The sequence below is a fragment of the Halobacillus sp. A1 genome, assembly GCF_024189295.1.
Classification (GTDB): Bacteria; Bacillota; Bacilli; order Bacillales; family Halobacillaceae; genus Halobacillus_A.
The window spans coordinates 1-14,226 of record NZ_JAIZEN010000006.1; the positions used below are offsets into that span (position 1 = coordinate 1).

Annotated in this window: 17 protein-coding genes and 1 riboswitch; of the genes, 4 read left to right on the forward strand and 13 right to left on the reverse strand. The window is 39.8% G+C overall.

Features of this window, described 5'->3' with window-relative positions:
- Together LF817_RS08085 and LF817_RS08090 are read left to right on the forward strand one after the other, a co-directional pair.
- Window positions 1-176 (forward strand): transposase (locus tag LF817_RS08085; RefSeq protein ID WP_253935503.1); only part of this gene is annotated, 176 nt, incomplete at its 5' end.
- A gap of 560 nt (window positions 177-736) precedes the next feature.
- Window positions 737-952: a hypothetical protein gene (locus tag LF817_RS08090; protein WP_253935295.1), complete on the forward strand. Its 216-nt coding sequence runs from the start codon at window positions 737-739 to the stop codon at window positions 950-952.
- Window positions 953-1,103: 151 nt separating this feature from the next.
- On the opposite strand, the gene LF817_RS08095 is transcribed toward LF817_RS08090, so the two are convergent.
- From LF817_RS08095 to LF817_RS08125, 7 genes are all read right to left on the reverse strand, one after another.
- The gene (locus LF817_RS08095; protein ID WP_253935296.1) at window positions 1,104-1,868 is read right to left on the reverse strand and encodes an STAS domain-containing protein; all 765 of its coding nucleotides are present in this window, start codon (window positions 1,866-1,868) and stop codon (window positions 1,104-1,106) included.
- Window positions 1,855-2,514, reverse strand: a complete 660-nt coding sequence (locus LF817_RS08100) for a cobalamin B12-binding domain-containing protein (protein ID WP_253935297.1) — start codon at window positions 2,512-2,514, stop codon at window positions 1,855-1,857. Before LF817_RS08100 ends, LF817_RS08095 begins: the two co-directional genes overlap by 14 nt.
- Window positions 2,515-2,529: 15 nt before the next feature.
- Window positions 2,530-2,895: a hypothetical protein gene (locus LF817_RS08105; RefSeq protein ID WP_253935298.1), complete on the reverse strand. Its 366-nt coding sequence runs from the start codon at window positions 2,893-2,895 to the stop codon at window positions 2,530-2,532.
- The gene (locus LF817_RS08110) at window positions 2,892-3,197 is read right to left on the reverse strand and encodes an antibiotic biosynthesis monooxygenase family protein (RefSeq protein ID WP_253935299.1); all 306 of its coding nucleotides are present in this window, start codon (window positions 3,195-3,197) and stop codon (window positions 2,892-2,894) included. Before LF817_RS08110 ends, LF817_RS08105 begins: the two co-directional genes overlap by 4 nt.
- A 249-nt stretch (window positions 3,198-3,446) precedes the next feature.
- The gene (locus LF817_RS08115) at window positions 3,447-4,256 is read right to left on the reverse strand and encodes a VLRF1 family aeRF1-type release factor (protein ID WP_253935300.1); all 810 of its coding nucleotides are present in this window, start codon (window positions 4,254-4,256) and stop codon (window positions 3,447-3,449) included.
- Between the two features lie 341 nt (window positions 4,257-4,597).
- Complete coding sequence (locus LF817_RS08120; RefSeq protein ID WP_253935301.1) at window positions 4,598-5,488, reverse strand: glycine betaine ABC transporter substrate-binding protein; 891 nt, start codon at window positions 5,486-5,488, stop codon at window positions 4,598-4,600.
- Window positions 5,489-5,643: 155 nt separating this feature from the next.
- Entirely contained in the window at window positions 5,644-5,838 is a 195-nt protein-coding gene (locus tag LF817_RS08125) for a YfhD family protein (RefSeq protein ID WP_253935302.1), read from the reverse strand.
- 77 nt (window positions 5,839-5,915) lie between these two features.
- Window positions 5,916-6,019, forward strand: a riboswitch (guanidine-I (ykkC/yxkD leader).
- A 46-nt stretch (window positions 6,020-6,065) separates the two neighbouring features.
- On the opposite strand from LF817_RS08125, the gene LF817_RS08130 reads away from it, so the two are divergent.
- Window positions 6,066-6,392 (forward strand): DMT family transporter, encoded by a 327-nt coding sequence (locus tag LF817_RS08130; RefSeq protein ID WP_305882225.1) that lies wholly within the window; start codon window positions 6,066-6,068, stop codon window positions 6,390-6,392.
- Window positions 6,393-6,397: 5 nt separating this feature from the next.
- Window positions 6,398-6,712 (forward strand): DMT family transporter, encoded by a 315-nt coding sequence (locus LF817_RS08135; protein ID WP_253935303.1) that lies wholly within the window; start codon window positions 6,398-6,400, stop codon window positions 6,710-6,712.
- 445 nt (window positions 6,713-7,157) lie between these two features.
- Here the strand turns inward: LF817_RS08135 and LF817_RS08140 are convergent, their stop codons facing one another.
- From LF817_RS08140 to LF817_RS08165, 6 genes are all read right to left on the reverse strand, one after another.
- A complete protein-coding gene (locus tag LF817_RS08140; RefSeq protein WP_253935304.1) occupies window positions 7,158-7,772 on the reverse strand; it encodes a PH domain-containing protein in 615 nt (204 codons plus the stop codon).
- A 52-nt stretch (window positions 7,773-7,824) separates the two neighbouring features.
- Window positions 7,825-8,652, reverse strand: coding sequence for a carbohydrate ABC transporter permease (locus tag LF817_RS08145; RefSeq protein WP_253935305.1), 828 nt, complete (start codon window positions 8,650-8,652; stop codon window positions 7,825-7,827).
- A 13-nt stretch (window positions 8,653-8,665) separates the two neighbouring features.
- Window positions 8,666-9,508, reverse strand: a complete 843-nt coding sequence (locus tag LF817_RS08150; protein ID WP_253935505.1) for a carbohydrate ABC transporter permease — start codon at window positions 9,506-9,508, stop codon at window positions 8,666-8,668.
- A gap of 180 nt (window positions 9,509-9,688) precedes the next feature.
- Complete coding sequence (locus LF817_RS08155) at window positions 9,689-10,948, reverse strand: ABC transporter substrate-binding protein (RefSeq protein WP_253935306.1); 1,260 nt, start codon at window positions 10,946-10,948, stop codon at window positions 9,689-9,691.
- A 22-nt stretch (window positions 10,949-10,970) separates the two neighbouring features.
- Complete coding sequence (locus LF817_RS08160; protein WP_253935307.1) at window positions 10,971-13,094, reverse strand: amylo-alpha-1,6-glucosidase; 2,124 nt, start codon at window positions 13,092-13,094, stop codon at window positions 10,971-10,973.
- Window positions 13,095-13,159: 65 nt separating this feature from the next.
- Entirely contained in the window at window positions 13,160-14,173 is a 1,014-nt protein-coding gene (locus tag LF817_RS08165) for a LacI family DNA-binding transcriptional regulator (protein WP_253935308.1), read from the reverse strand.
- Between the last annotated feature and the right edge of the window lie 53 nt (window positions 14,174-14,226).

The window sequence follows — 14,226 nt, forward strand, 5'->3', positions numbered from 1 at the left end:
AATTTAAAGAACGAGCGAAAAGCCGTTACAAAATTGAAGCGAAAAATGGAGAATTAAAGCAACGGCACGGATATGAGACCGCCTCATCTTCGGGTCTTGAAGCCATGGAATTACAAGCAGCGATGGCAGTCTTCACCGTTAATATGAAACGAATAGTAAAATTAAAGAACCAATAAGGGAGAAATCCCATATAAAAGATGTTAAAAATAGCGGTTTTCGGAAAAAAACATTCCGAAAACCGCTATTTATTTTTCTGAGTGAGAATTACCAACAGTTTTTCAGTGGCCTCGCTTCGCTCTCCGGGGTCTCACCAAGCACTCTCTTCCCACAGGAGTCTCGCGATTTCCCGGAGCTCTTTACGATGGTTAGTATCACGGAAACGTCTTTGATAAGACATTAGAATCTACGAACCATAAAAAACTTAATTATGAATATTTTTACTACAGTTGTTTACGATACCGTGTCTTCACATGGAAATAAGAACATGGATGTTAAATACTGAGGGTCGTAACAAAGATCTCTTGTTAAAAACTTGAGGTAGAACACATTATTTTCATTTCGCAGAATACGGGAAGACGCTCTTCTTTATGTGTGGGTTCGTTTCTCACCATCATACAATGGGGTTGTTGGGAAGCTGCGAGACTCCCTTTGTAAAAGCGGAAGCGCTTCGTTAAGCGGCGTTTGGACTGGACTGAGCTGGCGGAGATAAAGGAAACACGAAGAACGGAGTGATTCGATGTTGACTTATCGTACAGAAGTGAAGGAAGTCTCAGTAGCCGCTAAGCGCTGGAGCTGGATAGTCCCCCATGACGTTTATGAACGGATTCACTCCATAGACTTATTTTGGTGTAAGAGGTGGGAGAAGGATGTAGGCGAGATCCCACAGGGCTTTAGCCCGAGGAAGCTCGCCACTTCCCCACAGGAAAGCGAGCAGCTTCCCAATAACCCCTGACCCTCAATACGGCAACGAACCCAGGTTATCTCGAAACCAAATCTTCCACAATCCTGCCATATTATTGAAAAATGAAATCAACTGTATCTGGGAACAAAGCTAATAAGCGGAGCCTGCCATAGACTCCGCTTTCCTTATAGTTTATAACGCTTTACTCGACACAATATTTATGGATAGCCTGCTGCAAAGAATTCATAAACCTTATTTGAGAAGGAATGACCATTTCATGAAGTACCTTCACTTGCTTCGGCTTAACTCCAATAATAACGATCTCAGCACCCATATAAAACAGAGAGGTCATCATGTTAGTCAGCACACGAATTCCCTCTCTGTTCATCTCTCCGACAGCGGTGAAATCGAATAGCATTCGATCAATATCGTCATTTTGAGATGATTTAAAAAGGTTATCCTCAACAGCCTGCATTTTCTCTTGAGTTAATTCTCCAAATAACGGAATCAGAGCAGTATCTTCAGTCAAACGAATAAAAGGAGCAGAAAGACGATTATTTTGACTAATGGCATTTTCCAGTTTTTCTTTTTCATCCAATAGTTCAAAGTTCGTGTCATTTAACCTTCCCCTAAGCTGATTCAAGGTTTTTGTTACTTTTGTCAACTTGTCATCTTTAGGTATTATAAGGGCTTGAGCATATAAATCGTTATCCCATGTCACATAGAGATCAACTGTCAACGGTTCTACTTCCTCAGCAACCGGCTTCAAATGAACCTCTAAAGCTGCTTTATGCAATTCGGGAGTCACCCATTTTTTAACTTTTTCTAGACTTCCATCCTCGAATACCTCTAATAAGCTAGCAGGTGTCCCACACAGTTTTTCTGCTTCTTGTGAAAAAGTCAGGATAGTAAAATTTTTATTAATCGTAAAAAAAGGTAAAGGAAATGTCCGGTCAGCTTGTTTCATTTATGGCGCCTGCCCTTCCCTCATTAAACCATTGATTCAAATGATTTAAGTCCTTTACAATCATTACTTGGTCTGATTCCAACTCTTCGAGCTCAAATTTCCTGGCCATTCGTCCTCCAATCATAATCAAAGGATTCCATTCTAACGTTCGGAAATGTTCGACAAGCTTCTTTAAAGTGGGGAGTCTATAGGAGAGCGATGCAGATAAACCGATCACATGGGGCTTATAACTGTGCACTTGCGAATATGAATGCTGTAACCCCAAGTTAGGGCCTAAGTAACGCACACGCCACCCGTGTTCTTTAAATGTGTCAGCAACCATTTTCAAACCGATATAGTGCTGCTCCTTTTCTACTCCAAAAAGCATGGCTTTAAAAGTGGTTTGATGCTCTCCACTTATTTTTTTTGTTTGTGCCTCAATTTTTGATAGAACAAAGTCACAAATGGCAGTGGCTAAATGTTCATCAGCTACTGAAATTTTATTATTTTCCCAAAGCTCCCCAACATAATACATGGCAGGAGTAATAATATCTTCATACAAATATAATCTAGGGTAATCGGTTATTAAGTTTTCGATATATTCAATTGCCCCTTCTTCGTCTCCTTCGAGAAAAAAGCGGGCTAGCGTTTTATGATGTGGAGTCAAATGAATTCACCTCTCTCATTGCGGAAGCTTGCGTAATTGATCGATTGCTAAAGCGAGATAACGGATGAACGATTCTTTTTCTATTTCATCTTCCCACTGGATTTTCTCCAAATTTTCGATCAACCGTTGAAAATTATCTATAATCAGGTTCGTACCTACCCCTCGTGATGTAAGGAGGGTATTCAACCAATCGGTATAATCAAGAAAAAAAGAGGCGCTTTTCATTTCATAAGCTGCATACAGATGGTCAAGGTGATGATGGTTATCTTCCTCTGTACGGTCTCGACCGTTCTGTCCGAACCTGGACCAGAGTGTTGGATAAGCCTCATAAATTTCTTCTGTAACTTGTTGAGCCATTTGATTCTTTTCCTTATTATTCATCGGGCTACTACCTTATATCTCTGCACTTGCGGTACAATTCCCTGTAATTCCTGGTCTGGATAATTCTTCTCTAATTCGTGGATTTTTTTAAATTGATCGCTGCGCGCCCAATTCAAATAAGAAGCTTTATCCTCCCATTCCATATGAACAGTCAATTCACCAAGCTTACGTTCATTTTGAAGTAGTTGAAACGTTAAAAAGCCTTCGGCCTCATCCACGAGGCGGGAGCGATTTTGATAAATAGAAATTAATTCATCCGCTTTATGTTCTGGAACTGCAACGGTTGAATCGACAATATACATAATACAATGCTCCTCTTCAATTATTTTTACTAAATAGTATTCTATCATATTAATAAAGAAGTTGTATAACCAGAGGGACTATCTCTCTTGACTTGGGTAAAGGATAGATGGAGTATGACCATAATTCAAAACCCATATTTAATCTTTTTACTGATTATATAAATTCCTGGCTTTTATAAGTAAATACAAAAAAAGGGAAGCTGGTACTAACCAGCTTCCCTTATATCTTATATACTGCAAGAAATGAAGTTATTTAAAGGCTACTTCATTGACAATTTTTGTTTCTTCATGATCAAGCATGTTCTTATTGACGAACTCATCTACAGGCTTGTTCATATTATCATCTAAATCCTTGAGTTCTTCTTTATCACCGACCATATAAATACGTTCCCATTCATATTCTTTGGCCAGCTTGTCGAGTTTCGGAGCTACACTCTTGTACCAGCGGTAACGGTTTTCCTCGAAACGCTCTTTATATTCGTCTTTTTTAGAGCTTTTCGCACCACCAGAGCCCATAGATGCATCTCCTTGATGAGGACCCTGATGTTGTTTCCAATCTTCAGTGTTCAAGTCCAGTTCAAACAACTGTGTATCGTTTACCATCCCTAATTGTGCATCGATACACTTGATTTGTTCCTTTTGAGTAAGAATAATACCCGTTTTAGGGAATTTTTCTCTCATTTGCTTAAGCTGATCAAGCACAGGGGATTCTTCCCAGTAAAATTCACTTTCCACTGGCATTTGGAAACGCTCCGCGAACCAAACAGTGTCATCTCCAGAAGCGATGATAACTACACTTTTAGCAAAGTTCTGCTCATTTTCTTCAATGTAGTTTTGGACTTTTTCTTTAACAGCCCAATAATTCCTTTTTTCGTCTGGATCTCCGTCTTCTTTTAAATAAGTTTCAAAATTATTTAAACCGTTCTTCAAGTGTATTTTCCACTCGCCGCCTTGCTGATCAGGATCAGAAGGATCTGTATTTAAATACATAGTAAAAACACGCTGGGGTTTTTCCAGGTGAACATTCTCTAATTTCTTAATTTCCTTGTTTAAATCCATAAGCTTCATCTACTCCTTCTATTAGAATAATATTTCTATTCTAGTCTGTATGTTTCCGCTAAAGCGGCTTGTTAAACTTATGATTTAAACAATTAGAGAAATTACATGTTTTTTATCCCTTTTCAATAGCACTTTGTTAAATATTACTTTCTTCATTAATATGCTATTAGATTAGATTTCCGCTATCTATGCATCAGCCTGTAATTCTGCCCTAACGTTGAATAACTAACTCTATTATATTTAGCTTCTTTAATTTTAATAAAACACTTGAATAAGAAAAAACCAGAGGTGACGAGAATTTCCACGTCCCTCTGGTTTTTTATGAAATCAGACCTTGCTTATTATTGAATCCATTCATCAATAACGTCCTGGTTCTCGTCAACCCAAGCCTGAGCGCCTTCTTCTTCAGAATCTGCTTCGTTAATAGAAGCCATCAATTCACCAAGCTGCTGATCATCCAGCATAAACTTATCAAACATTTCAACTAATTCTGGTTGATCATCTTCTAAACCTAAACGAGCGGCGTAAGAGATGTTCTCAGAATCACCATAGACATTTTCTGTATCTTCAAGGAACTTCAAATCCATTTCTGAAAATGCCCAGTGCGGCGTCCATAGTGTTACCACGATAGGCTCTTCATTTTCAACAGCCCCTGTTAGTTCAGTCATCATAGAACCTTCAGAAGAAGCTGCTAAAGAATAATCTAAATCATACGTATCGATAGCCTCATCCGTTAAAGACATAATACTTGCTCCTGAGTCGATACCGTAAATCTGTCCATCATCAAATTGATCAACGTTTTCGTTTAAATCTTCTATCGTATTAATATCTTCCATGTAAGAAGGGACGACAAGACCTAGTGTAGTTCCTTCATACCAAGTTTCACGCCAGTCAATATCTTCTTCATACTGTTCATAGAAAGAAGCGTCAGTATTAGGCAGCCAAATTTCCATTCCGATGTCAATATCGCCGGCTTCTAAACCTTCATAAAGTACCCCTTTTTCAACATTTTCAAGCTCAACATCGTAGCCTTCTTCTTCAAGAACAACTTTCCACATATTAGAAACTGCTATATTTTCTGCCCAGTTATTCATACCGATACTCACTTCTTTATCTTCAGAAGAACCTTCGTCAGAGGAACCCTCTTCGGAAGAATCCGATCCTCCACAAGCCGCTAGCACCAGTAATGCGCTAAGCATAAGAGCTGTGAGCCAAATACGTGTATGCTTCATAAACATTCCTCCATTTCAAAAATATTAAAAAATTACACGGGTATTGCATTTCAATTACAAATTATATCATAAATTGTCGAAAGCTCAAAATTGCACAACACATTCATCATGTACGGGAATAAAACCATCTCCATATGAAGATGGTTTTATTATACTTATCTTTTTGTTTTATTTTCGTGATTTGCTCTACGGTCTGCTGCTTCGCTTCTTCTGATTGCTTCTAAATCATCATGATCAGCCATATCCTGTGAAAATTCCACGTCAAAGCCGTCAAACTTAGCATGACCAGGAGTTTGAGACAACTTTTGTTTTTTCTTTGGATTTGAATGTTTATGTTCATCTCTTCCCATGTTATTGACCTCCTTCAAGAATTACGTTTAGGATTTGCTACAATAAAATTCTTATTCTATAATGAGCATAATTTAGCAAATGGCTCTTCTAGGGTTCCGCTCTTTCTTTGAGAAGAGGACTGGTCCGAGAGAAGACACGTAGCAGAAAGCTATGACACGGAGGGACAAAAGCCCGGGAGATATTCGTAAAAGAATATCTCCTTTTTTATGGGGGAGAGGATATTAAATTGAATAAGGAATGGATGAAGATTTTTATTGCGGCAATTTTTGAGGTTGGCTGGGTGATCGGTTTAAAGCACGCAGAGTCTTTGACTCACTGGACGGCCACTGTTATTGCTATTTATATCAGCTTCCACCTGCTGATCGCTTCTGGTAAAAAGTTACCTGTTGGTACCGCCTACGCTGTATTTACTGGCCTTGGGACGGCTGGTACCGTAGCTGCAGAAGTATTAATTTTTGGTGTTCCCTTCCAATGGCTCAAGCTATTTCTTATCACTCTCCTTTTAAGCGGTGTGGTCGGTCTGAAGCTTGTATCTGAAGGGAAGGAGGCATAAGTCCAATGAGCTGGTTTTATTTAGTTGCAGCGGGATTATTTGAAATGACCGGAGTGCTAATGATTAATATATATCACCGGGCAAAGTCCATCGTTTCATTAGCATTACTCATCATAGCTTTTCTACTCAGTTTCTTGTTTTTATCCTTGGCCCTCGAGAACCTTCCAATGGGTACTGCTTACGCCGTATGGACAGGAACAGGTGCGGCAGGGGGAGCACTTATGGGGATGATCTTTTTCCAAGAATCTGCAGAATGGAAAAGAGTGTTTTGCGTCTTCCTAATTATAGCTTCAGCAGTCGGATTAAAGCTTATCGAATAGCTATGTTAATCTCGTTGTTGATCTCTCATGAAAAGTTATTTACCAGTATGGCAGGATAGTGGAAAGGCTTTTAAATGCCTGGCCGGCCAGAAATAGCGCTTTACATCAAGGTTTAACATAAGACACTTGGTATGAAAATCACCAAATGTTTGCTTTTTCTTGAAGCGGTTTCGAGCTGCTTATTTGGCAGAGGGGTGGAAGGAAAAGGTGAGACTCCCAAGGGATTAGCCGGGGACCCCGCAGAGCGAAAGCTCGATTAGGCTCAGCTCCCGCCCCACCGGAAAGCGAACCGTTTCCTTCCGCCCTTAAACTCTCACTATATCTCGAAACTAAGTCTTCAACATAAAATAGCTTATATGAATACTAACACTGCAATTTAACAGTGCTTACCAAAAAGAAAAGCACCGCCGTCTCTAAAAAAAAGACAAAGCGGTGCTTTTCTGCTTCAATTTTTTATGAACAATTCAAATACATAACCGAAATCTTTGATATGATACTGATTCTTTGTTTCAAGAAGCCAGTTAAAAGACGTCTCATTTATATCTCTGAATTCATGAGATAAACGGGTTTCGTTGGTGCGGCTGTTCTGCAATGTAGTTGATGCCGTGTGCAGACTTTGATTCGCGTACTCAGTAAACATCTTGTTTTCCTCAGTAATCTCTGAAATTTTCAGAAGGGATTTATATAAATCCTTCACTTCTTCAATAAATTTCTTATGAACATCGATATCAAAAACTTCATTGCCTAATTGGAATTTGATTTCTACATCTAAATCAATTGTGCCTGCGGTTTCTAATTCGATATTGGCAAAATCATTCTTATGATAAGAATATCTGCGAAGTGTGCGTTTTTTGCTTGTAGCACTCGTGCCATCCACGTGAATGAGAGCTTTGTTCGTAAAGCAGTATTCATCAGCTTTCGATTTAATAAGGAAGTAGATTTTTTCGCCATCTTCATGCATGACATAATCATCAGCGTCAACTTTATCATAATCCTCTGGTTGGATAACACTTCCAATATCACTTAAACCTAGTGCGTCTGTCGCCATCTTTTTAAACATGGTTCCCCCTCCTCTTTGTACCATTTTATCATTTAGAAGAGTGGGAATCTATTTACTTGTCGGCTGTGAAAGACATCCCCTTCATGAAAAATTTATTGAAGAACATGTAGATGACTAGAACAGGTAAAGTGAACACCATGGAAGCTGCCATAATATAATTCCAGTAAGTGACGTATTGACCTTTGAACGAATTAAGTCCGACTGTCAACGTGTACATCTCCGCATCAGTCATAATGATCAAAGGACGCATAAAGTCATTCCAGAATCCCATAAAAACAAATATTGCTTGTGCAGCTAAAGCCGGCTTAGCTAACGGAAGTACAACTCTTATAAACATTCCAAAACGACCCAGCCCATCTAATGATGCGGCTTCCTCCAGTTCTTTAGGGAAATTGATAAAGAACTGTCTCATCATGAAGATGAAAGTGGCGTTAATCATTGCTGGAACGATCATTCCTTGATAACTGTTCAGCCATCCAAGCTCCTTAAGGATCAAATAATTTGGAATCATAGTAACTTGGACCGGAATCATAATGACAGCAAGGATGAGCATAAACCATATTTTCTTTCCAGGGAAGCTTATTCTGGCCAGTGCGTAACCAGCCATCGAGTTGAATATCAAATTGAGAGCTGTCCCTCCCCCGGCTATAGCTACAGAGTTGAGCAGCCATCTAAAGAATAACTCTTCTTCGATAAAGATTTGCCTATAATTTTCAAACGTAAATTCATTCGGAATGAAGCTCATTACTCCACTAGATATTTCAGCGAATGTTTTGAATGAGGAAGAGAGAGCCCAGACGAAGGGCACTAATGTAATAACTGCGTAAGTAATTAATACGACATACAGTAACTTCTTTGACCATTCTTTTTTCTTGTTCATTAGAATCCCTCCATCAATTGAATTGTTCTTCCTTAGACAACACACGCTGTAAAATACTAGCGACCAATATAATCAGAGCTAACATAAAGGCGATAGCTGTGGCATACCCCATGGTGCCTAACGATTTAAAAGCATACTGATAAATCAACAGAACTACAGTCAAAGTAGAATTTGAAGGTCCCCCAGATCCGCCTGAGAAAATATACGACTGGTCGAACAATTGAAAAGTTCCGATTAACCCCATGATGACAACAAAGGATGTGATCGGGCGCAGCTGCGGAACTGTTATATACCAGAACCTTTGTATCACATTGGCTCCATCAAGCTCAGCAGCTTCATATAAATTTTTAGGCACGCCTTGAAGAGCGGCTAAGTAGATTACCATAAATAATGGAGCTGTTGCCCAAATGTTCATAATCATGATGGAGTAAAGGGCAATATTAGGATCACCAATCCAATTGTAAGTAGGTAGATTTACAGTCTCCAGCATGTTATTAATAAGACCATTTTGGTTGTACATCCACATAAATATAAGAGTAAGTACAGCTGAAGAAGTTAAAGTCGGCAGGAAATAAATGATCCTGAATATTTTTTCTCCCTTTAATCCCGCATTGAGTGTTGCTGCCAGGAATAATGCTAAAAAAGTCTGAACAGGAACGACGATTCCAACATACAGACCTGTGTTCAGTAAAGCCCTCTGTGCCCTTGCATCATCCATTAACCTCAAATAATTGTCTACACCTGTAAAGTCTAAAACTGTGCCTCCTAGGAGAGTAACATCAAAAAAGGATAAAAAGACCGCATATAGAACCGGGCCTAAGATAAAGGTCAATAACACTAATATAGTCGGCAGCATAAATCCATAGCCTTGAATGATATCCCTCAGCAGACGTTTATTGTTTCGTTGTTTCTTTTTTCTCTCTTTCACTTTAGAAGTGCTTGAGGTTTCAGCCCGTTCCATAAGAGGCCCTCCTTTAATAATTTTCCTAAAGACCGCCTTTAAAACAGCGGCCTTTAAGCTATCCTGTCCATTCAATTAGTCACCGATTTCATCGTTAGCAACTTTTTCTCCTGTTTCAAGTGCATCTTCGAGTGATTTCTCTCCTAAGAAAGCGGACAAAAATTCATTATCGAAGTTGTTGTAGATGGTCGGCAGGTTGGGGCCGTCTGACCATGTCGTAGCATATTCAGCTCCAGTAACCAACGGTCCGCGAAGCTCATCATCTTCAAATCCTAGTTCCTCGGCAACAGACTGACGTGCTGGAAGTTCGATCCCTGTTTCGGTCCAAGTTTTCATACCTTCCTTACCTGTCAAATAAGAAATCAGCTTCCAAGCTGCTTCTTTTTTATCTGACGCTTGATTCATCACGTAAGAAACTGTATAAGCCATCGTTCCCTGCGTTCCGTTCATTTCCGGAATTTCAGCGACGCCATAATCCATTTCCGGGAACGTTTCTTCAAAGTACGGTACATTCCAGTTACCTTCCATAACCATGGCAGCACGCCCCTGGCCTAACATTTCACCGGTAGATTCAGACCCCATTTCTGACGGCGCCGCTGCTGCTTCTTCCTCTGTGCGCAGATCAACTAATGGCTGTAATCCTTGTACGACTTCCTCACTGCCAAAAGCCGCCATATCATCTTCAACCATGTCCCCGCTTCGAGATTCACCGATAAACTGGAGACGGGCCATTTGTGGAGCTACTCCTAACCCGACAGTATCCTCTGTAGTCAGTTCAATTGCGGCTTCTTCTAGTTCCTCCCAGTTTGTAGGAACATCTACACCTGCTTCATCTAACATTTCTTTGTTGTAAAATAGCCCAAGCGTAGAATATCCTTTAGGAAATCCATAAGTTTCTCCTTCTTCATCCTTGAAAGCTTCAATTAATGTGTCCTCGAAATCACCAGCATCGAACTCATCGTCCACATAGCTGTTCAACGGCTCTAAAACACCGGTTTCAATTAAAGATGGAGCTTCCACAGCATCTAAGTAAAATACATCAGGGCCTTCTCCACCCACTAATCTTGTTTTTATAACATCCATATATTGATCGGCGATTGCTTCATGTTTTACTGTAATGTCTGGATTTTCTTCTTCAAACTCTTCTAGCTGTGTATTAAGCAATTTTTCTTCTTCAGGTGAAGAGGCCCATCCTGCTAGGGTCAATTCTGTTGTTCCATCCTCTGATTCTCCACCGCCATCACCAGAAGTCGTACCGTCATTCCCTGAACAACCTGCAGCCACAAGTAAAAGAAACATTAATGCACTCCAAAACACCCATGCTTTTCTTTTCATACTTAATTTCCTCCTTAAAATTTTATTTAGATTCCACAGGTTGCGTGAAGACAACATTTAAACCTGTAGTATTTTCTAACACATCTACATCCACTTCGACTCCATTTTCTTGCTTAACTACTTTTATACTCAAATAACCCTTACCCACAGGTAATCGCTCTACCTTTAAATGCTCAACTCCCTCTGGAAGTAAAGGATTCAAGTGGATTTCACCTTGTAAAACATTAGGGAAAATTCCCAACAACGATTGCACTATCGTTAACGAAGTCCCAGCCGCCCAAGCTTGAGGTGAACACGCGACTGGATATTCGATTAATCGGCCACGCTTTTCGTCATATCCGCAAAATAATTCTGGAAGCCTGTAATGTTCGAACTGGGAAGCTGCTTTTAATAAGGCGTCAGCTGTTTTTCCAACTTCTTTAGAAAATCCTAATTTGCTCATACCTAACAGGGCGATACTATTATCATGGGGCCATACACTTCCGTCGTGATAACTCATAGGGTTGTATGCTTTCTCGGTTGCCGCCATCGTCCGTATACCATAACCGGAAAACATAGGTTCAGATAAAAGTTTATCGACAACAGCCCGGCTTCTAACAGAACTTGAGATTCCCGAAATCAAGGTGTGACCAGGATTTGATGTTATCGATCCTACTTGCGCTTTATCCTGATCAAGAGCTACAGCATAAAATTGCTCACCTTCCATCCAGAAAGCGTTTTCAAATTTGGCCTTTAGTTCACCAGCTTCGTTCCTTAAAGATTCAGCTTTCTTCATTTGATTGTTTCTTTCGTAAATTTCCGCAAGACCGGTTTTGGCATGGTATACATATCCTTGGACCTCTGATAATGCAATAGGCGGTTCAGCATAACGTCCATCCCGATGAACGATTGAATCTGCAGAGTCCTTCCACCCTTGATTGGCAATTCCTTTGGAAGATTTCTGGAAATATTCAACAAATCCATCTTTATCCCTGTCCCCAAATTTATCTATCCATTCCAGCGCTCGCTCTACATTTGGCTGTAAATGCTCGAAAGTCTCAAGATCTCCAGTCCATTTCACATATTCGGATAGTAAAACTAAAAACAATGGTGTAGCGTCGATCGTTCCAAAATAAGGAGTGAACGGAACCTGGTTCGTGTTCGCAAGCTCTCCGTATCTTATTTCATGCATGATTTTACCTGGCTGCTCGTCTCTCCACTCATCCTCTTTTTTACCTTGCTGATCAGCTAACGTATATAAAGTTCCCCGAGCAGATTCAGGATAATAAGGGAGCAGCTGCCATGCGGCAATTAGACTATCTCTTCCAAAAGGGACTCCGAACCATGGTAAACCTGCTACAGGAAACTGCCCATGACCAAGATTTGTAAGCAGCACTCTTAAGTCCTTCAGACCTTGACGAAACGAATTATTTAAAGCTTCCGAATCTGAATGTATGGTCGGCAATTGATTATTCCAGCTCTTATGCGATTGACTGAGTAGTGTAAAAGCTTTTTCATAATCAAGAGGCAGCCCCTTAAGCTGACCTTTTATTTCAACGGACGTTTTGATTATAAGTTCTTCTTGCTCCTGGGGGTTTAAGGAAATAGGGAAATGATATAACTGCTGATCAAAAGCATCTGTATCAGCCGCCTTGCTCCATTGCAATTTAGTAGACCTTTCTAGTCGATCGGCTCCCTCATAATTGAACTTCACGTAATCTTGTTCAGAATCTATTCCTGATATTTTGCCGATGTTCCCTGACTGGAATCCTCTAATTAAAAACATGTCTTTAAAGTCCGCTCCAACTTTTAAGCTGAAAGTAAAATCGATAGACTGTGGGCTGTAGTTCTTCAATATAATCTTTTCATATAATACTTCCTCATATATAAATTGTTCACGAGATATTTCTACCGATTCTCGCCATAATTCGATGCTCCCGTCCTGCTCTTGATGAGGATTCGTAAGTATCATCCTGGAAACATAGTTGCTGGACCCATCTGAATCTAACAAAATAGGTGCTTCACCATTAATAAAGATCTCTAAACTGCTTAAGAACCTCGTGTCATTTATATATAGTCCGAGCCCATTAGATCCCCCTGGGTAAATATTTCCGTCAGGGCTTGTAAGTAAAAACATGTTATTTTCTTTTATTGCTCGATAATCCATTATTGCTTTCCTCCTATCAATTACTTATTCGTTCATCCGAAACGTTTCGGATTTGTTTAAAAAAATTAAGATGTGGCGCTTGTGGAGCTTCTGATTATTAATTCGGTTTTTAAGATGCATTGCTCAGGTGGCTGCTGATATTTAAGCATTTTCACTAACATTTTGGCCGCATTATAGCCTAGAGCAAATTTATCTTGTGAAATAGTCGTTAGAGAAGGTGATATGTAGCTGGACAAAGGGATGTCATCGTAACCGATTACAGAAAGATCTTCAGGGACACGATAATTCAATTGTTTGGCTGCTGAGATCGCTCCAATTGCCATTAAATCACTTGCACAGAAAACGCTGGTCACATCGGGCTGTTCTTTAAGTAAGGACATTGTTTCTCTGTAAGCCTCTTCTTCTCCGAAAGAACCGTCTTTGACAAGTTGGTCTTTAAAACTGATGCCGTATTCTTGAAGAGCCAGTTTGTAACCTTCCAGCCTCTCCTTACTTACGAAAGCCTGCTTGTGACCATTGATCATTCCAATATTACGATGCCCAAGCTCTAATAAATGAAGTACGGCGTTTCTTGCTCCTTCAACATTATCTGTTGAGACATACCCAACATGTTTCGAACTTACAGGGATATCTATAAATACACAAGGGATATTGGAATCCATTACTTCTTTAAGGTAAGGGTCGTCTGTCTTGATCCCTTGCAGTATGACTCCATCTACCCTTCTTTCTCTACAAAGTTGTGTATATGTTTTTTTTCTTTGTTTGGAAGAATCCGTGTTGAATAGCACTAAATCGTATTGCGTTTCTGCAATATAGCTGTTGATCCCAGACATGACTTCTACTGTAAAACCGTCCTTAACACTCTCTTTATTAAACCCTGAAACTAATAAGCCAAGGGTCTCCGACTGGTTTCTAACCAGGCTCCTCGCCAGTGAATTAGGACTGTAGTTTAATTCCTTAGCAACTTGTTCAATTTTCTTACGAGTTTCAGCATTGACGTCTGAATACCCATTAAGAGCACGGGAAACAGTAGTGACTGATACTCCAGCCTGGCTTGCAATATGCTTAATTGTAGTCATGAAATTTTCCTCCAAAACGTTTCGGATCCATCTTGTACCTTAGGTTAAAACAA